This window comes from Croceimicrobium sp., from assembly GCF_965228705.1.
Taxonomy (GTDB): Bacteria; Bacteroidota; Bacteroidia; order Flavobacteriales; family Schleiferiaceae; genus Croceimicrobium.
This window is the reverse complement of sequence record NZ_OZ245832.1, coordinates 1,103,416-1,124,295: the sequence shown is the minus strand read 5'-3', so window position 1 is coordinate 1,124,295 and position 20,880 is coordinate 1,103,416. Positions and strand designations below refer to the sequence as shown.

Genomic DNA, 20,880 nt, shown 5'->3' with positions numbered 1-20,880 from the left:
AACTCTATTAATGCTTTGTTGGACAATTAACTAAGCTTAACTAAAAAAAGACCATATCGGGACATCTTGCAAATATGAAGTTAAAGAATAACCGTAATTTCGAAAACTGTTACGAATAAACCTGAATGTGAATTTTTTGGGGGTGAATAGAAGTTGGATAGGCTTATTTAGTCTGATGATTTGCTTGTCGTCAATCAGTCTTCAAGCGCAAAATACTCAGCCGGAATCGAATCCTTATACCGACTCCTTAAAGGACTGGATGTATGCTACCTTAGATCGTGGTAATATCGATTCTAGTTTAGAATTTAATAGTAGCTTGATTCGCTATTACCGCGATAAAGGGGATGATTATGAGTATGTAAGACAGCATATAAACCGAGCCGAAATTCTTCGCATGATTGGTGGTCGCGATGAAGCCCTTCGCGTTTTGGAGTCGGTAGAAGCGCTTTGTTTGTCCTTACCCATGTCTACGGTGCGATCGAGCTTTTACAATCGCAAAGCAGCTATTTTGCACGAATCTAAAATGCATCAAGAGGCTCTAGATGCGGTGCATGAATCTCAACGTATTGACTCCATTAAAGGTTACAAATGGCGATTAAGTTCCAATCTCATGTTGGAGGGTGCTCTTTATCGCGACCTCTTTGAATTTGAAAAAGCCCGCAGTGTTTTATTGGAAGCCTATGAATTGGCTTTAAGTGAAAATGATACTGACGAACTATCTTCTGCGGCTTATAATTTAACCTTATTATCGGCCCGTTTAAAAAGATTTGAAGACGCCGTTCATTATGGTCGACATTATCTAAGCTATGGTCCTCACTATGAGGTCAGTATTACTTATGGCGATGTCATTCATTTGGTAGCGCAGTCTTATGAGAAATTGGAGCGTTATGATTCCGCTTTCTATTTTCTCGATTCGGTTTACGGGATCCGCATGCGTCGCATGCAGCAGATTATTGATGATAATGCGGATAAATATAAAGTGGTGAATCAACTGGAAAAGGAAAGGCTGGAAAATTCAGTACTTCAATCCGAGCAAGATCAAAGCCACTTACAATTACTGATTTTACTTTTAGCCGTATTGGTGGCCATTCTGCTGATTCATTTTGCTAATCGCCAGCGATTGCATTATAAAAAGCTCAATACCAAGCAAGAAGATTATAATCGTGAACTGCAGGAAAGCCTGGAGTTTAAGAATAAGCTCATCAGTATTGTGGCTCATGATATTCGCAATCCCATGGCCTCCCTCAAAGGCTTGATTCATGTTTATAATGAAGGATTGGTAGAGGAAAAAGACTTGCGCCACATGATGGGAGGCTTGGAAGCCACCGTTGCAAACGTTGACTTATTGTTAGAAAACCTGTTGAACTGGGTACGCACCCAAAGTGAGTCTCTGCAGGCTTTCCGAGAAGAAATTCAAATCCGAAGTCTGGTGCATACCGCTATTTCTGAAGCTCAGGCCCAATTAAAAGCCAAAAACATCCATGTTAGCCTTAGCGAATTGGGAGAAGGGGATGTGGTAATGTCGGATCCCAATTTCGTATCCTTTGCGCTCAGAAATGTTTTGAGTAATGCTATTAAGTTTTCGGAGGAAAATTCTACTATCACCATAAGTTGTTCCCATTCGGAGGATATGGACTGCCTCGAGATTCGCGATCAGGGTCGCGGCATGAATGAGGATACGCTGAATCGATTAAGGGCTAATAGCATAACGCGTAGCGGTAATGGAACCGGAAATGAAAGGGGGACCGGCTTAGGAATTGGTCTAAGCATGGAGTTCCTGGAGAAAGTAGGAGGAAAGCTCCAGATTGATAGTGAATTAGGAGAGGGAACGCGGGTTCGAATTTGTTTACCCCGCACTACTGAGCAAAACTAAGCGTCTTTATTGAGCACAGGAGTCTTAGTATGCGCTATACTAGAGGGTAAAAAGACTTCCACTGTAGTTCCCTTACCTGGCTCTGATTGGAAAGCTATTTTACCTTGATGTTCTTCAATAATTCTGCGGGTAATACTTAAGCCCAAGCCAGTGCCAATACCCGGTGCCTTTGTGGTGAAAAAGGGATCTTGTATTTTTTTGAGATTCTCGGCAGAAATTCCGGAACCACTATCGCTAATGCGAGTACAAATCGAATCCGCGGAAGCACGTATTTCAATATGAATGCGGCCGGTGCCTTCAATAGCCTGTGCGGCATTGGTTATTAAATTGGTAAATACCTGATGCAGTTTACCCACATTACCATAAATAATAGGCAATTCTTTTTGGTAATCATGACTAAGCTCAATTCTGCCCGTAGTAAGGTGGCTCAGCATGTTTAGGCAGCTCTCTATAATCTCAGGAATATTGCAGGCTTCATCAAAGTTCTCCTTCTCCCGACTAAAGTGATTAAGACCTTTGATGATACCATTCATGCGCTTGCTGCCGGTTTCAATAAAGCTGAGTAATTGCTCTACTTCAGTATCGATCTGCCCATCTTCCTTTAAACGCGATTCCAGTAATTTATGAGAGCTGCTTATATAGTTTAATGGATTTTTGATTTCGTGAGCAATACCCGCGGTAAGCATTCCTAAGGAGGCTAGTTTTTCCTTCGCTAACAATTGATTTTGAGCTTCTTTAAGTTCCAGTAGATTGGCCTGTAGGTCTTTATTTGATTTTTGAAGCTCTTCGTTAAGATGATGCAAATTGGCCGTTTTTTCGACTATGGATTCCTCGAGGTGATCGCGATGTTTTTCCAATTCGGAATAGGACTGAAGTAATCCATTGCGGAAGTAATTAACGATATCGAGAATGGCCAGGCTGGTTAAAGCAACGATAGACATATTTAACAACCAGGATACAGGATTGCTTATATAAGTATTCAAGTCGAAATCGGCACTAAGATATCCTTGCACATACAGAAAGGCAAAAGCACCGTACATCAATAGGCAAAGGCCCAAGGTATAAATAGCCTTGCGATAGGAGGTAGTAAGGTAAGTAAAGATGGGCACCAGGGTAATATAGTAGATAGCGGCAGCTAAAAGCCCTAATTTAAGGAGACCCGCTGCCAGAACAATAAAGATAGTGGCTACCAGGGTAGTGGAAATGTAGGAGCTACGAATTTTATCGCGATAGCGGCGCATAAAGAAAAAGCTTATGGCCACTGTTATTACCACTATGAGGGTGGTCCATTCATTAAATAAATAGGTGCGTACCGCTAAAACCGCAGTAGCTAATATCGCTAAGACAAAAAATACGTCTAATGCCCGCTGTAAAATACGAGCCTGCAATTCTTCAATCTCCCTGTTCTTACCCTGAGACATGCTTCGGTGTAATCATTACACTCTGTAAATGAGTGTGTAAGCTGGGCGAATGTAAGTAAATCTGCCAATATGACTAGCAGTTTTTTCTTCACCCGTTTCCTAAGTTACGAAAGGAATCCTTGCGATAGGAAGTGGTTTAAACTAAAAATCCAGAGACTTAAAAAATTTAACGAATTCGGGTCTGGAGTCATAGCAGTAATATGCATTATATTAGTCCACTAGGGAATAAGGACTCTTTAAAGCTATGCAGCGTAATTTTAAATGGGAGGATTATTTAACCAACCCCTGGTGGATGGGTTTGGTTTCTGTGGTTTTATCCGTTTCGGTTTACGGTTTGATTCTACTCTTTGTAGATCTGCAAGAACCGATGATGGGATTGTATATGTCCACGATTATACCTGCATTGGTAGCGCCTCCTATAGCCATCGTAATTCGAAGAAGTGTACGGAAGGTAAAAGAAAAGAATCGTGAACTGGCCGAATTAAACGCGACCAATAAAAAGCTTTTCTCTTTGCTTTCGCATGATCTGCGTAGTCCCATTGCCTCTCTAAAATCAATTATGGACCTGCTTATTGAGCAAAGGTTAAGTGAAGAAGAAGCACGGGAAATGTTTAAGGACCTTTCGCATAAGACAGAGCGTGTATTGGATTTCCTCAATGATATATTATCCTGGTCTTTGAAGCAAAGCGAGTTGAAACCTATGCAGGCCGACTATTTTCAAGTGAAAGACTCTGTCGAAGCAATAGTGGATTTATTTGAAGATCAAAGACGGGCCAAGCATATCAATCTGGATACCCAAAATCTGAATGAAGCCGTATTTGCGGATAAAGACAGCTTTGCCTTTGTATTTCGCAATGTTTATCACAATGCCTTGAAATTTACGCCGGAAGGTGGCGAAATACAGGTATATACCGAGGTGAAAGACGGAAAGCTTCATACGGTAGTGGCAGATACCGGGGTAGGAATGAATGATGAAACCATTGAAACGGTGCTTAATCCGGAAAAATGGTTTACCACTAAAGGCACCCATGATGAATCGGGTACTGGCTTTGGTATTAGCTCTTCATTAAATTACCTCCGCGACAATCATGGAGAATTGCGCATCGAAAGCGAACCGGGCAAAGGCTCTCGCTTTATTATTGTATTGCCACAATTGGCCGAAATGGCTTAGGTATTTTCCTCGAGGACCGCATTTTTCCTGAATCCTAATAGCAAATTGATTACAAAGCCAATCTGGGCTAAAAGCCAGATGAGGAGTGCAATTGCGATTAAGTAAAGTTTATAAAATAACGCATGTGTGGAAGGATCCCATTCATTGCGATTCATTAGAATTAAATACATGGGAATAAGGAAACAGGCCAGCCCATGAAAAATGTTGAGGGCATTGCTAAGTTTCCTTTTCCGCATAAGCCAGTATAGCCCACCCAACAGTACTAAGTAAACAGAATGAAGGATAATAATCTCCTTTTGGCTGATCACATAATAAGTGTCATGCAAATTGATGGTCCATCCATCGCCTTCTAAATTGCTTAAACTAATGAGAGGGAAGAGGATTGCGAAGATCCAGAGGAGGAGGTAGGGGTGCTGTTTTTGATTTTTAAGCATTGGCAAAAGCTTGCTGTAAATGCAATAGTAAGCTTTCTACTTCGAAGACTTTATTCAGCCATAAACGGTTCAAACAAAAAAAGCCTCAACAATCGTTGAGGCTTTTTCTTTGTGGTGGTGCCACCAGGAATCGAACCGGGGACACAAGGATTTTCAGTCCTTTGCTCTACCAACTGAGCTATGGCACCATGCTTTCGGGAATTTGAAGATTTCTCTTTCCCTTAGCGGGGCGCAAATGTAAAACTTTTTACATTCGTGCAAAACATTTTTTGAGCGCATTGAAAAATAATTTGGCCGCCAGAGCCCTGCATATAGTGATTGATGCTGGAAATACTCGCATCAAAGTGGCTCAATACCAGAAACAAACTTGTGAGGATCTCCACTACTTTGAGGAGCAAAAAGAATTTGAATTTTTTTTAAAAAAGTTTCCGAAAGAGGCGCCTTGCATCTTTTCTAATACCGGATCCTGGAATTTAGAGGTGGCACGCCAGCATTTCGATTATTGCCTTGCTTTAAATCCTGAAAGTCCCTTACCTTATAAAATGCTCTATAGTAGTCCTAAAACCTTGGGTAATGATCGCCGAGCATTGGCCGCAGCAGCTTACCGACTTTTCCCAAACGAAGCCTGCCTGGTTTTAGATTTGGGTACTTGTCTTACTGCCGACTTTATAGATGGCGATGGAAACTATCAGGGCGGGGCAATTAGTCCGGGTTTAAAGATGCGTTTTAAATCCCTCAAACATTTTACCGCCAATTTGCCCAAAGTAGATTGGTCGGGTATTCAATATCCTAATTTAGTAGGAGACAGTACCGAGAATTCGATCCTCAGTGGTGTGGTGCGAGGTTATGCGGCAGAAATTTCTGCGAGCATCACACAATATGAGGAAGAATTTGGCGCTATTCGAACAGTAATTACGGGAGGAGACCATTCCTTGTTGCTCCCGTGGTTGAAAAATGACATATTTGCACCTTCAAATTTTTTGCTGAACGGCCTTGATTACATCCTTGAGTACAACCTCCGTCAGAAATAGAGCTTTATACCTCACCATGCTGGTATTTATTGCCAGCTTAGGCTATGCGCAAACCAATTCGGTTTCGCCTTATTCCCGCTTTGGTTTCGGGGATTTGTACCATGGCTTAAATGCCCGATATATGGGTATGGGAGGCGCTTCTCTGGCTAGTCCCGATTTCCTGAACATTAATTTCGGAAGTCCCGCCTCTTACACCAACCTTAAGTTAACCACCTTCGATGTGGGCTTCGAGGCGACCCGTATTAACCAAATGCAGGAATCGCCAGCGGTTAATATCGATAATTCCCGCTCCGGGATGCGAAATCTATCGGTAGGGGTACCTATTATGGATTGGTGGGGATCAGCCGTTTCCATTCAACCCTACAGCTTTAAAGGCTATCAAATTAATAGCAGTCGGGTACTTCCTTCCGATTCCAGTGTTGGTATCACAGATCAGTTTAATGGAGAAGGAGGCCTTAATTCGGTGATTTGGGGAAATAGCTTTGAAGTAGCCAAGGGTTTAAGTTTGGGCCTGAATATGCATTATGTATTCGGATCGCTGCGCGAAAACAATATTGTAAACTTCGATGATTATACTTTTCTCGATACTCGTAGTGATCGCGAAAGTCAGATTAGTGGTCTATTCTTTAATTATGGCGCTCAGTACCAATACTTAATGCCCAAGGATCGGTTCTTATCAGCGGCCTTGCGCTTCCAGAATGCGACAAGTATAAATTCTACCGACCTCAATTTCGACTATACCATAGATGGTACCATCGCAAGAGATACTCTAATTGGAGGAAGTTCTAAAGAAGGAAGCTATACTTTACCTTCCGAATTAGGATTTGGCTTAAGCTATGGTAAGATGAATGAAGAGAACCGTCAGGTTTCCTGGGCTGTGAACGCCGATTTCGAAACTTACAATGGTTCAGAGTTTAAATCCTCTATCGGCGGAAGCCCACTTGTTAATGGCTACCGCATGGAATTGGGTGCCTTTATGACTCCTCAAATGACCTTCAAGTCACTGGAACGTGGAACAGGTTTTTTCAATAACACTGAATATCGCATAGGCGGATTCTATGAAAAAACCCCCTTAAACGTCTCAGGGCAAGATCTTTATAATTATGGCATTACTTTTGGGCTAGGATTACCGATCCGCCAAAGAAACGTGGCACCCGGAGAGCAAAAAGTAAGCACCATCAATTTAGGGGTGGTTGCAGGCCAACGCGGAACACTCGCAAACAATTTGATTCGCGAACAGTATATAAGCTTCTACCTATCTGTCACGTTTAATGATAAGTGGTTCATAGATTATAAATACCGATAATAAAAACAACCCAAATGAAAGCAACCCTGTACACCCTGGCATTCCTAATCGGATTGGGTGGATTGCTCAAGGCCCAGGATTACGGAGAAGACAGCCTCCGTTGTAGAGAAAACCTTTACATCTATTACGAACTGGCTAAAAAAAGACAGTTCCTTGAAGCCTACGATTCCTGGCAAATCGTTTACGATATCTGCCCCGGCTCCAGTAAGAATAACTTTATCTACGGTCCTTACATTGCGAAGGCCAAGATTGATGAGGCAATTGAAAATAAGGATACCGCTGCCGAAAGTAAGTTTAAGAAGCTCTTGATCGAAGTTTACGATCGTCGTAATGAGATTTATCCTGGTAGTGAAGCAGACGTTGCAACACGCAAGGCCCTAGATTACTTCAAATACCATGAGGATAACAATAAAGAATCTTACGATCTCTTTAAATATGCTTTAGAAATTGGCGGTCCCGAACAACCCGCTGCGTTCTACAACTATTTCTTTATCACCGCTGCTCGTTTATTTAATGAGAAGCTTTTCGAAGTGGAAGATGTTTTCCGCGCTTATAACCTTGTAAATGAAGGTATCGAGGTAAACAATAACGCCTTGAACGTGGTAATTGAAGGACTGATTCGTAAACGCGATTCTGATAATGTTGCTTTGGATACCAAGGAGTTGAAAGAGCTAGAGAAAGCAGAGCGTGAATTGGAGCGCTATACGGTAGTGGAGTCTAATATTGAGAAAATCCTCGGACCTATCGCTACTTGCGAAAAATTGAACTTGATCTATAATGAGGAGACCTTTGCGGCTAATAAAACGGATACCCTTTGGTTAAAGCGTGCAGCTAAAATGTTGCAGAAAGAGCGCAAGAATGAAGAAGGAGAGTACGAAGATTGTACTGACAATCCTATCTTCTTTGGTATTTCTGAAGAGTTGTACAAATTACAGCCTTCTGCACCCTCGGCTCGTGCGATGTTTATTATGTCCTATCGCAATGGAGATTATACCAAAGCAACTCAGTACATTAAGGAAGCCATTAACTTTGAGTTAGACCCTATCAAGCGTTCTTCCGATTACTTGAAATTAGCGTCAATCTACATCAAGCGAGGTAGCTTGGCGCAAGCGAAATCAGCTTGTATCAATGCGGCGAATTTGGATAAGAAGAATGGCGACCCATATGTAATGTTGGCTACTATTTATGCGGCAGCAGACGGATCATGCGGTAGCAATGTATTTGAAAAGAAAGCGGTTTATTGGGCTGCTATCGACAAATTGAACTATGCTAAGTCCATTGATGCTTCGGTTACTAATAAAGCTAATCGCTTGATCAATGCTTACAAACAACAACTTCCAAATAAATCGGCCAGTTTCCAAATTGGACATGTGGAAGGAGAGAAATATACAATTGGTTGTTGGATCAATGAAACCATTACCGCTAACTGGTAATGCGATCCAAACTTCATAATCTTAAGAGCATCGCTACCTTGGTGGCGATGCTTTTTTTATGGACTGCTTGCGAAAATGAGGTGAAGGAGGTACAAGCCCTGGCTCGCGATGAACGCATTCCCATGGAAGTTCAGCGTGATTTTGTGCTTCGCTATTCCGACAGTAGTTTTTACCGCATGGAATTAATGGCGCCTTTAGCCGAAAGTTATCCTCAATTGGATATTCCACAGCGTGAGTTTCGCGAAGGAATAAATGTGCGATTTTTAGATGCCCTGGGTCAGGAAACCAGTCGTCTTCGGGCCGAATATGCTTTGCAACTTATTGATAAAGATCTTTGGGAAGCGCGCGGAGATGTAGTGGTAGTAAATGAAAAGGGCGAGCAGCTGAACACCGAAAAGCTCTTTTGGGATGCCCGCACCGAAAAGATCTACAGCGATGAATTTGTGAAGATCACCACCAAAGATCAGATAATCATGGGGGAGGGTTTTCAGGCGGATCAAAACTTTAGTAGCTACGAATTGGATCGGGTAACCGGCCAACTAAATATAGAAGACGATGCTTCTTAGACTTTTAAAATTTGTTGAGTTTGTTTGGGTAGGGATGGGCTTTTTATGCGCCTACCAATTGTATATGACCTGGAATATGGATGGTAATTCACGCTATATTTTTGGTGGAGGTCTCGTAGTATCTATCTTTATGTTCTTCTTCCGTCGTTATACACGTCAACGTTACGAGCGAATACAGGAGGAAAAACAAGCCAAACAAGACTAAATATTGGAAGTAGCACTAATCATTATTAGCTCCATTCTCGCTTCTGCCTTTTTTTCGGGAGTAGAGATTGCTTTTATTTCTTCCAATCGCTTCCACATTGAGTTGGAGCAACAAAAGGGCACTTTCATTTACCGTATTATTGGCTATCTGGTAAAAAACCCTTCTCGTTTTATTGCCGCCATGCTGGTGGGGAATAATATAGCCCTGGTTATCTATGGCTTGTTCATGCCCCTGGTACTGGACCCTTATTTACCCTTGGAGAATGCCTATCTCTTACTCTTGGTGCAAACTATATTGAGCACCATCTTTATTCTCATTTTTGCGGAATTCTTACCTAAAGCCATTTTTAGTACAAATGCCACCTCCTTATTGGAGTTCTTTGCGCTGCCCAGTGGTTTCTTCTATGTTGTTTTTGCACCTATTGTTTGGTTAATGATGGGGATCAGCAATTTTGTGATGAAATACATCCTGGGAACGGAGGAGGAAGAAGGGCAAAAGGCCTTTAATAAGGTTGACCTCGAGAACTATATCAGTGAACGTACTGAGGCCAGTGATGAGCAAGAAGATGTGGATCATGAGATTCAGATTTTCCGTAATGCATTAGATTTTAGCGAGCGCAAGGCCCGCGAATTTATGGTACCGCGCACCGAGATTGTTGCCATGGATGTAGAAGAGCCTATCGGCAAGCTTAGTGAAGTTTTTATCGATAGCAATCTGTCCAAGATTCTGATCTATCAAGGGAATGTGGATAATATTATTGGCTATGTACACTCCTTTGAGCTCTTTAAAAAGCCTGAGGATATTCGTTCAATTCTACGTCCGGTAAGTTTCTTGCCCGAGAGTATGCCAGCCCATGAAACCTTGAACTTATTAATGCGGGAACGTCGCAGTATAGCGGTGGTATTGGACGAGTTTGGGGGGACCTCTGGTTTGGTAACCATTGAAGATGTGGTGGAGGAAATCTTTGGCGAAATTGACGATGAACACGATGTAGAAGAATTGTTAGAGCAAAAGGTGAAAGAAGGTGAATACCTTTTTTCGGCTCGCCAGGAGATCGATTATCTTAATGATAAGTACAATCTTAAACTCCCTGAAGATGAAGCTTACAATAGCTTGGGAGGTTTAATTATCAATCACCTTGAATCTATACCAGAGAAAGGCGAAGAATTGCGAATTGACGGCTTCCATTTAAAAATGGAAGAGGTAAGTCATAGTAAAATTGAGGTGGTGCGATTACGTCAAACGGAGGACGATTAAAGCACCATTCCAAACTTGAACCTTTTTGCTGGATTTCCCTTATATTTCTCTAAACTAAGGGAAATGAGGAAATTACTATTCAGCTATACACTTTTAATGTTCGGGTCGCTTTCGGCTCAAAGCCTTTCCAGCCCTGAAGTGTTGGATATTCTAAAAGGGCAATACAATCCCGCGCAGTATTCGGCCAGTAATGCTATTGTGGCTAGTGATCAAATAGCCTGTGAGCTATTAAATCGAGTGTCTCCGGATAGTTTATTTCTCAACTTACAAATCCTAAGCAGCTTTGCTACCCGCCATGCCTGGTCGGACACTACCAGTGCCAATTTTGGAATTGGAGCTACCCGCCGTTGGATATACAGCGAGTTTCAGAAATACAGTGGATTAAACGAAAATAGATTACGACCGGCCTATTTCAGTTTTGATGTTTTGAATAATACTTGTGGCAATCTTTATGGTACCCGAAATGTATTGGGAGTACTACCGGGGGCAGACACTACAGATCCTTCCATAATTCTGATTATGGCGCATATGGATTCGCGTTGCGAAGCCCGCTGTGATAGCAATTGTTTTGCGCCAGGTGCGGATGATAATGGTTCGGGAACGGTATTAGTAATGGAGTTGGCTCGGGTGCTTAGTCGCTACACTTTCGATCATACTTTGGTTTTTATGTTGACTAATGGAGAGGAGCAAGGTTTATTGGGAGCTAGAGCCTTTTCAGATTACTGTGTGAGTCAGAATATCGCGGTAAAAGCAGTGCTGAATAATGATATTGTAGGGGGTACAATCTGCGGACAAACCGCTTCACCTCCGGGATGCTCTCCGGCTGGGGATATTGATTCGATTCGCATTCGCATGTACGCAAACCCTTTATCAGACCGCAATCCCTATCAGGGTTACGCGCGCAGCGTAAAGATGAATTTTGATGAAAAGCTTCGACCAAACTTCCAAATTAAGCCTGAAATAGAATTAGTGAACCTTGAAGACCGCAGCGGTAGAGGAGGAGATCATATAGCCTTTAGAGAGAATGGATTTTTGAACCTTCGCTTTAGCTCCGCCCATGAGCATGGCAATGGAAATCCACTTGGGACTCCTAATTATGAAGATCATCAACATACAGGTTTGGATGAGATTGGGGTAGATCTCGATAGCAATGGAACCATTGATAGCTTTTATGTTGACTTTCATTATTTGCAGAGAAATGCAATTATTAATGGAGCTTCAGCCGCCATGATTGCCGCGGCACCGGAAACGCCCAACTTTATCCTACACAATGAAAGCACCGGACTACGTATCGAGGTCTTGGATTCAGATTTGGCTTTTGAATATCGGGTAGGAGTTAAGAATTCGGCGGGTGCAGTATATGATTCCATATATCGTTTCCAGGGACGAAATTTTGTGATACCGTCTTTACAGGCGAATCAACTATATCTAATCGGATTAGCGGCTTTGGATAGTAATGGAATCATGAGTCCATTTAGTCAGGATGAACGTGAAGTAGCGCCGGTTTCCACCGCGGCTGGTCAAACGGATCCTATGCCTTATCAGTTTAACTGTATGCAGGTTTCTTTGCAGGAATGGTCCCAAAATCCGGAAAGTAATGGCTTGGAAGTACTACCTCCACGTCCTAATCCTTCGAAAGGCGAAAGCCAATTATGGTTCTGGGTAAAGGACAGTAAATGGGAAGGTCAGGCTCAATTAAAGGTATATGATTATCAAGGCCGTATGGTACATCAAGAGCCCATTGTATTAGAGTACGGGGCCAATAGTATTCGCTATCAGCATTCTGCCAGAAATGGCATGTTCTACTATTTCTTGGAGCAAGAGGGCCGAAGATCCATTAGTCAGCGCCTACTGGTTGAACGACCCTAATTAAAGGCTTTTCTGATGTGCATCCACTGCAGCTCATATTGAGTATAACCTATACCTGAGCTTTTTATGATTCTGAGAATAAGTACTCTTCAAGATTATCGCACTGTTTCTGGTACTTATCAAGATTTCCTTGCCGAAGCTTTTTAAGGTTTTGCAGTTTCCATTGAACCGAAGGAAATTGTTCAAAATCATAGATCTGCCAATCAGGTCTTAGTTTTTTTACACTAAGTAGAAATTGTTTATCAGCTTCATTTAGGCATTGATTTACTGTGCGGATAAGCACCTCCCTTGTAGTTTCATAATCTTTGTAAGTGAAAGGAATCATGGCCATTCCGTCAAATTGATTTTCAAAAGCTTGTTGTTGATCGCTGAGATTTGGATTTAACAATTCGCGGATAGGTCGATTACTACTTAAGAGAGCCAGAAGGAAACCTTTTTTTATATCATCAGTGAATCCCTCATTCTCCAACAAATGCTTTACATCAAACAAGTCTCTTGGATGTTGCCTGTCAAGAGCTGCGCACAATTTTCCACCATAAAGTTGACCCATTGAAACCACCGGAATATCACAAAATGCATCAAACTTTTCTTGAGCTATTTCACACAAAATGAGTTTTTGGGGAGGTGCATAAATACCCCGGTTGGTTTGATTCACTTCTATTTTTATCTGAGCGCGATGGTTTGAAATCTGAAGTTTGGAGATTTCCCGCTGATGCTGAACAAAGGATGCAGGTAGCGCTCTTTCGATATTAGCCTTTAAGCGGGCTAGCGCTTCAAATATATTTTGTAGAGATGTTTTTCTATCTTCAATTGGAATGTACGTAAGGTCGATATCTACAGAAAGACGAGGCATTTCCCTTACAAAAAGGTTGATAGCCGTACCACCGTGTAAGGCAAAGCAAGATTCTTTGGCTATCTCCGGGAGTACTTTAAGCAAGAGTTCTACTTGTAACTCATAAATTGCTTTGGTCATGCATTTCAAGCGTTTTAGGTACGGTTATTTGATATTTGGCTATATAAACACCCTCAGGTACGACGCTGCGTTTTCCTTTTCCCAAATTTATTTTTTCTACATCCAGAAATTCAAACCACCTATGCCGCGCTTTTTCAGCCATATAAAGGAACAGGCGTTTCACCTTTATAGAAGTACAGTTCTCTAAAAGCTCCTGCACCAAATTTGGGCGTAGGTTGTTCATAGACTCCATTAGGTCATAGCATTCCACTAAATCCTGTTTATCAGGGCTAAGGTATAGACACTCCAGCAGGGCCCTTGCCGGACCAGATATATTAATGGTAAATTCTTTTGCTTCAAAAGGAATGAATCCTGCCGTGCTGTTTAAAAATTTGCTGGAAATATAATTTACTTTTAGCCCCCAATGGTTCTTGCTAAACCAGGCCGGTAGTTTCTCATCATTGTTCCCAAACAGGATTGCTTTTGAATGAGCCAGCTCCAGATAGTGCGATTTGCCCTGCATGGCCAAGGCTGTTTTAGCTCCTATGTGAATACTCAACCCCAGTTGAGTTTGTAGGGTATAGATGGCTCCTTCCAGGTTTACTTTATCTCCGGTGCGTATCATAGCCCCGGAACCTATAGCCTCTAACCATTGGCTATGCCTGTATTTACGCTGTAGATCAAAGCTATAGCCTTTATCTAAAAGCCAGGATGCCAGCAAAACTGTTCCCTTGGGTTGGAGTTGAAGCAGTTGGTTTATTTTACTTGGATTAGTCGTACTCACGGTACGAATTTAATGATTATTATAAACCAAATTTCACTTTTGGTTTATTTTTAGTTGAAAATTCGTACTTAAGATACGGTTTTAAGAGTCAAAATAAACTGTATTACTTAAAAAATGAGAAGTATGCGCCCAAGGGACTTATAAAAATTGATAGCTTAGAAATGTTCTGCCAATAGGCCTGATGGCCAATTCCTTTGAGTTTTACATTCGATAAGTAGAGCATTCTTTGTAAGAAGGTTGATGCCAAGTACAGTCTTTATTAACCAGATTTAAAGCGAATAACATCTGCACTTACAAGTGGTCCAGTGCTTAAAACTGGTTTTGGTACATTAAAAAATACTTGAAATAATCCGATTTAAAAACTGGTTTTCGAACCGAGAGATCGGCAGAATGGCTCCCTTTCTTATGAATACAATACTGGCATCAGGAGGCTGTCCCTAGACGATTCTTCCGGTAGGTGAAAGGGATAGTTATACAGAAACTTTGGAACAAGCCAGTGTGAAACAAGATATATCTGCCTTTGCCTTATTTATAGCGGAGCCGGTACCGAAATAGATAGGGTAAGCTAATCCGGCTAATACTCAAAGGCCTCTCTGATGCGCATCCACCGCAGCTCTTACACTGCCATGCTCTTTGAGTAAGGCTTCCGCCTGAGGGGCCATTAATCCGGTATCGGCCATTACCATGCGGGTACCGCGGTCTACCAGTTTGTTATTGCTCAGTTGCATATCCACCATTTTGTTGCCGCGCACCCGACCTAATTTTACCATCACTGCGGTAGAAATCATGTTGAGGACCAGCTTTTGAGCAGTACCAGCTTTCATGCGGGTTGAGCCAGTAATAAATTCCGGGCCAACCACCACTTCAATTGGGAAGTCAGCTTGATCGGCCAGCGGAGAGTTTTCATTGCAAACCACGCATACCGTGCTAATCCCTTCGGCCCGAGCCTGCTTTAAAGCGCCCACCACATAAGGAGTGGTGCCACTGGCGGCAATGCCCAAAACAATATCATTAGAACTGGGCTCAAAGGCTTGTAGATCTTTCCAGGCGCCCAGTTTATCATCTTCAGCAAATTCAACCGCTTTGCGAATGGCCCTATCGCCACCGGCTATTAAACCGATAACCCAATTAGGATCAGCTCCAAAAGTAGGAGGGAGTTCAGAAGCGTCAACAATACCTAAGCGGCCACTGGTGCCGGCGCCTAAGTAAAACAGACGACCACCCTTCAGCATTTGAGCACTGATATGATCTACCGCTTTTTCAATACTGGGAATAACCCGGGATATAGCAATGGGTACACTGCGGTCTTCAGTATTTATACTTTCAAGAATTTCGCCGGTCGACATTTTATCGATGTTTTCGTACCGACTATCGGATTCTGTGGTCCTTAAGCTCACGTTTTTTCCTAATTTAAAGCCCTGATCTGCTTTTTCATGCGCAAGGTACAATGCATTTTGGGCTTCTTGCTCTTTTCTAGCACAATTTGGGGACAAGGTTTTATTCGCGATCTAATAATCCCAGATGTATGGTGGCAAGGAGATTGGCATTTTTACGACTTACAATACGGACGTAATGAGGGGGAGCTGCAACTTTGGATGAGTCATGATAATATGGGGTACAACCGAAAGGTATACCAATATTATCCGGCCAATCATAGTTATGGCTTTTTAAAAACAGCATCTGGCGGCCCTTCAGGTCCAGCTATCCAACAGTATCAGGTTAATAAAATATGTATTTGGGATGGAGCAGGAGGAGGCTACAGTTCCAGGCCGTATTGGAGATTTTGGGATCTGAACTCTGGCATAGAAAAGGAATTTTATCCCAATCATCGCGCAGTAAGTTTTACGAGCCTCCGCAATGATTCCATTTTTATTCTATATGCCAAGCCAAATTTCAATCTTCCGGACTTCAGCTATAATCGAACTGAAAACGATACCAATACTCAGTATTATCTCTGTTATTTAAATCCGCAAAAGCAGCAGGCGGAGATTCTCGATTCATTGCGGGTACCCTTCTATTTGGAGCATGCTGATTTACATTTCGATTCGAGATCAAATAATTGGATTGTTCTCTTTGAAGATTGGTATATACGGCTAAAAAAAGGTGGCTCAGAGCCCGATACCATCTTTCAGGACCCCAGGCTTAGCCTTGACAAATTCAAGCAGTTTTCAGCAGTTGGGCCCGAAGAATATCGAAAAAGGTTTTACAGAGATGGCATCACCTGGAAGTATTTCAATCCCGATTCTAATAAGGTAGTTTCGGCATTCTTCAGTCCAACGGATACGCTTTATTACGATTATTCCGAAATTCTCGAATATGCCGACTTTGATCATTATGGGGAATTAGGGAATTCTAGGGAATCCAAGTACACCGGCAGTTTAGCAAGCTTGGGTTTAAGGAATAGAGCCACAGGCATTAGAGATATCATGATCTCTCGTGACGATTATTGGCTATTCTTTCGTTTCGAAGAATCAAATATTACCCACTTCCAAAAAATTGCCCGTGCCAAATTACCGAATGCTTTGTTTCGAGCAGTACTAAGTACTTCAGAAGGAGGTTTTTACCTTGGGGCTAATCGGCGTACGAAAGGTTATGACGGAAACTTTTACATGGATAGTTTAATTTTAATATACCTAGACCCACAAGGAAGAACCTCCGTACTGCAGCCTGGCGAAGTCTTTAATCTTCATTATGATTTGCAAAACAATCAATTGAAAATATTCTACCCTAAGCCAGAAGCAAAATTGAAGTATCGTATAATTGATGCTTCAGGGCGGGCCATGCAAGAAGGAGATTTTACCGTTTATGAAGGTCTGAGTCTAGGGCCATGGCAAGCTGCAGTGTATTTTTTGCAGTTATGGAAGGAAGACGGCAATTATATCGGACAACAATCCTTTTTAAAATCCAATTAGGCTTTCTCCAGTAAAGCCATATAAAAGCCATCGCTCCATTCAGATGGATTAACCCGCTCTTGGCGGATAAGGCTGAATTCAGGATGCTTTTCTAAAAAACGTTCCACCTGAGTTTCATTTTCAGAACGCAAAATGCTGCAAGTAGCGTAAACCATTTTACCGCCGCTTTTCAGCATTTTGGAATAGTCCTCCAGAATATCAGCTTGGATCTTTCGAACCCGATCTAAATGTTCGGGCTTCAATTTCCATTTGGTATCTGGATTGCGTTTTACCACCCCGGTTCCAGAGCAGGGAACATCTAAAAGAAGGCGGTCGGCAGAATCCTGCAAACGCTTTATGCTCTTCGCATTTTCAATGGGACGCGTTTCAATATTATGAACGCCATTCCTGCGAGCACGTTTTTGCAATTCCTTCAGCTTCCAGGCTTCTACGTCCATGGCAATAATCTGCCCTTTGTTTTCCATCAAGGCGGCCAGATGTAAAGCTTTACCTCCAGCGCCGGCACAAGCATCAATCACCCGCATGCCAGGCTCCACCTCTAAATAGGGGGCAATCATTTGACTGCCACCATCCTGTACTTCAAAATAACCGGACTGGAAACTGGGCAAACGAAAGGTGTTCTTCCGCTTTTCCAAAATGATACCCACTTCATTGGCTTCCAAAGGGCGGGCCGGACAATTTTCTTCCTCCAATTGTTTAAGGAGGCTATTGCGGTCAATTTTCAGGCTATTAGTACGAAGGAAAACTTCAGCTGGAATATTAGAGGCTTTAGCAATAGCCGGCCAGGCATCTCCTAATTCCTCGGCTGCTACTTCCGCGAGCCAATCAGGCCAGCTTTCGCGGATATTAAGATCTGCTTCAAGCTCTTTAAAACGCGCAGCAATATTGAGACCTCGTACGGTATCAAAGGCAGGCCAATCGGGTAAGTCATGACCTTGCCATTGCCACCAAATTCCAAAAAGCCGATATAAATCCTTACGCTTTAAACTGGGCTCTTTGCCATAAAGCTCCCATAGTAAACGCCACCAGCGTACCATTTCATAGGTACTTTCGGCAATAAAACCACGATCGCGCGCACCCCATTTAGGATTGCGCTTAAGGATACGTTCAATTACTTTATCGGCGTAGTAACCTTTGCCAAAAGCCGTTTCGAGGGCTTCAATTACGGCCGCTACCAGATTCTTATGTAAGCGTGGACTTTGACTCAATTAAATGGCCGGATACTGGGCGGGATTAAATTCGTGCATCATACTGTAAACCTTGTCGAATACATCTTCGGCACTAGGCTTGCTAAAATAGTCACCGTCACTTCCATAGGCAGGGCGGTGCGCTTTGGCGCTTAAACACTGAGGCTTAGAATCCAACACGCGGTAAGCTTCCTGCACATCTACAATCTGTTGTAAGATAAAGGCAGAAGCACCACCGGGTACGTCCTCATCCACTACCAAAAGTCGGTTGGTTTTGGCCACGCTTTCGCGGATGCTATGATGGATATCGAAAGGTAAGAGCGATTGTGGATCAATAACTTCTACTTCGATTCCGAATTCAGCTAATTGCGCTGCTGCTTCCATTACAATGCGCAGGGTAGAACCATAGGAAACAATAGTGAGATCTTTTCCTTCGCGAATGGTTTCCGGAATTCCCAGTGGAGTGCGAATCTCAGCCAGGTTATCCGGCATTTGCTCTTTTAATCGGTAGCCATTCAAACATTCTACAATCAGCGCAGGATCATCACTGTCTAACATGGTGTTGTAGAAACCTGCGGCTTGAGTCATATTGCGGGGTACCAATACATGTACACCACGTACGGCATTAATAATAGCACCCATGGGAGAGCCAGAGTGCCATATACCTTCCAGACGGTGACCACGAGTACGCACAATCACCGGAGCTTTTTGACGGCCCTTGGAACGGTAATGTACAGTGGCTAAATCATCACTCATAACCTGCAAGGCATAGAGTAAATAATCCAGATATTGAATTTCGGCAATAGGGCGGAGGCCACGCATAGCCATACCAATACCCTGACCTAAAATGGTAGCTTCACGAATACCGGTATCGTAAACGCGGTTTATACCGTGCTTGTCTTGCAAGCCTTCCAAACCTTGGTTTACATCCCCAATTTTACCGCTGTCTTCTCCAAAGATCATTACCTCCGGACGTTCGCCTAAAATGCGATCGAAATTATCGCGAAGGATAATCCGGGCATCAACATTGGGACTTTCGTCAGAATATTGAGGAGCAACGCCTTCCACTTTCATAGGGGAAAGGGCCGACTCACTGTAAAGGTGGCTGCTATAGCGATCGTGATTGGCTTGGTTTTGTTCTTCCAACCAAGCTTTGATGCGCTCTTTTAATCCACTTTGATCCTCACGTAAGTACCGTAAGCTCTTGCGTAAAGCGGCAATACCATCTCTGCGCAGAGGCTCAGCACTAGCCGCTAATTCCTGATCCATGGCCTTAATGGCTTCGGCTTCAGGTGCCGCGGCAATCGCTTCGGCCAGGAGGGAGCGTACAGTGGCAATTTCTTCTTTAATAGGGGCGATATACTCTTTCCAGGCAGCGGCCTTGGCCTCGCGAGCGGCTTTTTTCGCTTCTTTTTCCAATGCGTCTAATTGCTCTTCATCGGCCAAACCAGCGGCTACGATAAACTCACGCATCTTTTTAATACAATCGAAATCCCGCTCCCAGGCTAAGCGTTGCTCGTTCTTATAACGCTCGTGTGATCCTGAGGTAGAGTGACCTTGGGGTTGCGTAACCTCAGTAACGTGAATCATTACCGGGATATGCTTTTTACGGGCAATCTTTTCCGCTTTCTCGTAAGTTTCGATTAAGCTGGGGTAGTCATGCGCTTTAACCCTTAAGATCTCGTAACCTGATTCCTCACCATCGCGTTGGAAACCTTTGAGGATCTCAGAGATATTCTCTTTGGTAGTCTGATATTTGGAGTGCACGGAAATACCGTAATCATCATCCCAAATGGATATTACCATAGGGATTTGAAGTACTCCAGCTGCATTAATGGCTTCGAAGAAAGGACCTTCAGAAGTGGAGGCATTGCCAATGGTTCCCCAGGCAATTTCATCACCATTATGCGAAAACTGTTTAAAGTCTTTTAAGCCTTTATTCTGGCGGTAATGCTTGCTGGCTTCGGCCAAACCTACTAAACGCGGCATCTGACCGGCCGTAGGGGAAATATCCGCCGAACTGTTCTTTTGAGCAGCAATACTTTTCCAGTTACCAGCGGCATCTAAACTCTGGGTAGCAAAGTGACCATTCATTTGCCTTCCGGCAGATGCGGGCTCATGATCATGATTGGTATCCGCATACAAGCTGGCGAAAAACTCCTGAGTACTCAAGGCTCCAATGGCCATCATAAAGGTTTGATCACGGTAATATCCCGATCGGAAATCTCCGTCTTTAAAAACCTTGGCCCAGGCGATTTGGGGTAATTCTTTACCGTCGCCAAAAATTCCAAATTTGGCTTTTCCGGTAAGTACTTCCCGACGACCAATTAAACTGGCCTCGCGGCTTTCTACCGCCAAACGATAGTCGGCTAATGTTTGGGCTTTGAAAGTTTCTTCGGGAGAGCTTTGTTTTTGCTCGCTTTGCACGCTGGTTTCACTCATGCTCATCTTGCTTTTTAAGAGGCTGCAAAGGTAAGGA

Annotated in this window: 17 protein-coding genes and 1 tRNA gene; 10 read left to right on the top strand and 8 right to left on the bottom strand. The window is 42.9% G+C overall.

The genetic code is table 11. The annotated features are described in order from the left end of the window. The first annotated feature begins 142 nt into the window (after nucleotides 1-142). Complete coding sequence (locus tag ACO05P_RS05025) at nucleotides 143-1,873, top strand: tetratricopeptide repeat-containing sensor histidine kinase (protein WP_421753811.1); 1,731 nt, start codon at nucleotides 143-145, stop codon at nucleotides 1,871-1,873. On the opposite strand, the gene ACO05P_RS05020 is transcribed toward ACO05P_RS05025, so the two are convergent. Then, nucleotides 1,870-3,294, bottom strand: a complete 1,425-nt coding sequence (locus ACO05P_RS05020; protein ID WP_421753810.1) for a sensor histidine kinase — start codon at nucleotides 3,292-3,294, stop codon at nucleotides 1,870-1,872. The genes ACO05P_RS05025 and ACO05P_RS05020 overlap by 4 nt on opposite strands. A 244-nt stretch (nucleotides 3,295-3,538) precedes the next feature. Here ACO05P_RS05020 and ACO05P_RS05015 point away from each other — a divergent pair, with 244 nt between their 5' ends. After that, nucleotides 3,539-4,465: a sensor histidine kinase gene (locus ACO05P_RS05015; protein ID WP_421753809.1), complete on the top strand. Its 927-nt coding sequence runs from the start codon at nucleotides 3,539-3,541 to the stop codon at nucleotides 4,463-4,465. Here the strand turns inward: ACO05P_RS05015 and ACO05P_RS05010 are convergent. Together ACO05P_RS05010 and ACO05P_RS05005 are read right to left on the bottom strand one after the other, a co-directional pair. Then, nucleotides 4,462-4,899, bottom strand: a complete 438-nt coding sequence (locus ACO05P_RS05010; RefSeq protein WP_421753808.1) for a hypothetical protein — start codon at nucleotides 4,897-4,899, stop codon at nucleotides 4,462-4,464. The two genes, ACO05P_RS05015 and ACO05P_RS05010, sit on opposite strands and share 4 nt — an antisense overlap. 112 nt (nucleotides 4,900-5,011) lie before the next feature. After that, a tRNA-Phe gene (locus ACO05P_RS05005) sits at nucleotides 5,012-5,087 on the bottom strand. 81 nt (nucleotides 5,088-5,168) lie between these two features. Between ACO05P_RS05005 and ACO05P_RS05000 the strand changes: the two genes are divergently transcribed. From ACO05P_RS05000 to ACO05P_RS04970, 7 genes are all read left to right on the top strand, one after another. Continuing rightward, complete coding sequence (locus ACO05P_RS05000) at nucleotides 5,169-5,930, top strand: type III pantothenate kinase (protein ID WP_421753806.1); 762 nt, start codon at nucleotides 5,169-5,171, stop codon at nucleotides 5,928-5,930. Between the two features lie 16 nt (nucleotides 5,931-5,946). After that, nucleotides 5,947-7,236, top strand: coding sequence for a hypothetical protein (locus ACO05P_RS04995; protein WP_421753805.1), 1,290 nt, complete (start codon nucleotides 5,947-5,949; stop codon nucleotides 7,234-7,236). A 14-nt stretch (nucleotides 7,237-7,250) separates the two neighbouring features. After that, complete coding sequence (locus tag ACO05P_RS04990; protein ID WP_421753803.1) at nucleotides 7,251-8,669, top strand: tetratricopeptide repeat protein; 1,419 nt, start codon at nucleotides 7,251-7,253, stop codon at nucleotides 8,667-8,669. Further along, nucleotides 8,669-9,235: an LPS export ABC transporter periplasmic protein LptC gene (gene lptC, locus ACO05P_RS04985; RefSeq protein WP_421753802.1), complete on the top strand. Its 567-nt coding sequence runs from the start codon at nucleotides 8,669-8,671 to the stop codon at nucleotides 9,233-9,235. Before ACO05P_RS04990 ends, lptC begins: the two co-directional genes overlap by 1 nt. Continuing rightward, entirely contained in the window at nucleotides 9,225-9,440 is a 216-nt protein-coding gene (locus ACO05P_RS04980) for a hypothetical protein (protein WP_421753800.1), read from the top strand. Before lptC ends, ACO05P_RS04980 begins: the two co-directional genes overlap by 11 nt. 3 nt (nucleotides 9,441-9,443) lie before the next feature. Continuing rightward, nucleotides 9,444-10,697 (top strand): hemolysin family protein, encoded by a 1,254-nt coding sequence (locus tag ACO05P_RS04975; protein WP_421753798.1) that lies wholly within the window; start codon nucleotides 9,444-9,446, stop codon nucleotides 10,695-10,697. Nucleotides 10,698-10,760: 63 nt separating this feature from the next. Next, nucleotides 10,761-12,566 (top strand): M28 family peptidase, encoded by a 1,806-nt coding sequence (locus ACO05P_RS04970; RefSeq protein ID WP_421753797.1) that lies wholly within the window; start codon nucleotides 10,761-10,763, stop codon nucleotides 12,564-12,566. A 64-nt stretch (nucleotides 12,567-12,630) separates the two neighbouring features. Here the strand turns inward: ACO05P_RS04970 and ACO05P_RS04965 are convergent, their stop codons facing one another. The 3 genes from ACO05P_RS04965 to murQ all read right to left on the bottom strand — a co-directional run bounded on the left by ACO05P_RS04965 (nucleotide 12,631) and on the right by murQ (nucleotide 15,699). Continuing rightward, nucleotides 12,631-13,539: a nucleotidyl transferase AbiEii/AbiGii toxin family protein gene (locus tag ACO05P_RS04965; RefSeq protein WP_421753796.1), complete on the bottom strand. Its 909-nt coding sequence runs from the start codon at nucleotides 13,537-13,539 to the stop codon at nucleotides 12,631-12,633. After that, nucleotides 13,520-14,302, bottom strand: coding sequence for a type IV toxin-antitoxin system AbiEi family antitoxin (locus ACO05P_RS04960; RefSeq protein ID WP_421753795.1), 783 nt, complete (start codon nucleotides 14,300-14,302; stop codon nucleotides 13,520-13,522). Before ACO05P_RS04960 ends, ACO05P_RS04965 begins: the two co-directional genes overlap by 20 nt. A gap of 581 nt (nucleotides 14,303-14,883) precedes the next feature. Next, a complete protein-coding gene (gene murQ / locus ACO05P_RS04955) occupies nucleotides 14,884-15,699 on the bottom strand; it encodes an N-acetylmuramic acid 6-phosphate etherase (RefSeq protein WP_421753793.1) in 816 nt (271 codons plus the stop codon). A 36-nt stretch (nucleotides 15,700-15,735) separates the two neighbouring features. Here murQ and ACO05P_RS04950 point away from each other — a divergent pair, with 36 nt between their 5' ends. Next, complete coding sequence (locus tag ACO05P_RS04950) at nucleotides 15,736-17,214, top strand: T9SS type A sorting domain-containing protein (protein ID WP_421753792.1); 1,479 nt, start codon at nucleotides 15,736-15,738, stop codon at nucleotides 17,212-17,214. Here the strand turns inward: ACO05P_RS04950 and ACO05P_RS04945 are convergent. Both ACO05P_RS04945 and ACO05P_RS04940 read right to left on the bottom strand, forming a co-directional pair. Next, nucleotides 17,211-18,422, bottom strand: a complete 1,212-nt coding sequence (locus ACO05P_RS04945; protein WP_421753791.1) for an RsmB/NOP family class I SAM-dependent RNA methyltransferase — start codon at nucleotides 18,420-18,422, stop codon at nucleotides 17,211-17,213. The two genes, ACO05P_RS04950 and ACO05P_RS04945, sit on opposite strands and share 4 nt — an antisense overlap. Continuing rightward, complete coding sequence (locus ACO05P_RS04940; protein ID WP_421753790.1) at nucleotides 18,423-20,843, bottom strand: alpha-ketoacid dehydrogenase subunit alpha/beta; 2,421 nt, start codon at nucleotides 20,841-20,843, stop codon at nucleotides 18,423-18,425. Nucleotides 20,844-20,880 lie beyond the last annotated feature (37 nt).

Excerpts from the sequence above, each read along its gene's own strand:
- ACO05P_RS05020 (WP_421753810.1), bottom strand. The coding sequence starts at position 3,294 with ATGTCTCAGGGTAAGAACAGGGAGATTGAAGAATTGCAGGCTCGTATT.
- ACO05P_RS05015 (WP_421753809.1), top strand. The coding sequence starts at position 3,539 with ATGCAGCGTAATTTTAAATGGGAGGATTATTTAACCAACCCCTGGTGG.
- ACO05P_RS05010 (WP_421753808.1), bottom strand. The coding sequence starts at position 4,899 with ATGCTTAAAAATCAAAAACAGCACCCCTACCTCCTCCTCTGGATCTTC.
- ACO05P_RS04995 (WP_421753805.1), top strand. The coding sequence starts at position 5,947 with ATGCTGGTATTTATTGCCAGCTTAGGCTATGCGCAAACCAATTCGGTT.
- ACO05P_RS04990 (WP_421753803.1), top strand. The coding sequence starts at position 7,251 with ATGAAAGCAACCCTGTACACCCTGGCATTCCTAATCGGATTGGGTGGA.
- lptC (WP_421753802.1), top strand. The coding sequence starts at position 8,669 with ATGCGATCCAAACTTCATAATCTTAAGAGCATCGCTACCTTGGTGGCG.
- ACO05P_RS04980 (WP_421753800.1), top strand. The coding sequence starts at position 9,225 with ATGCTTCTTAGACTTTTAAAATTTGTTGAGTTTGTTTGGGTAGGGATG.
- ACO05P_RS04970 (WP_421753797.1), top strand. The coding sequence starts at position 10,761 with ATGAGGAAATTACTATTCAGCTATACACTTTTAATGTTCGGGTCGCTT.
- ACO05P_RS04965 (WP_421753796.1), bottom strand. The coding sequence starts at position 13,539 with ATGACCAAAGCAATTTATGAGTTACAAGTAGAACTCTTGCTTAAAGTA.
- ACO05P_RS04950 (WP_421753792.1), top strand. The coding sequence starts at position 15,736 with ATGCGCAAGGTACAATGCATTTTGGGCTTCTTGCTCTTTTCTAGCACA.
- ACO05P_RS04940 (WP_421753790.1), bottom strand. The coding sequence starts at position 20,843 with ATGAGTGAAACCAGCGTGCAAAGCGAGCAAAAACAAAGCTCTCCCGAA.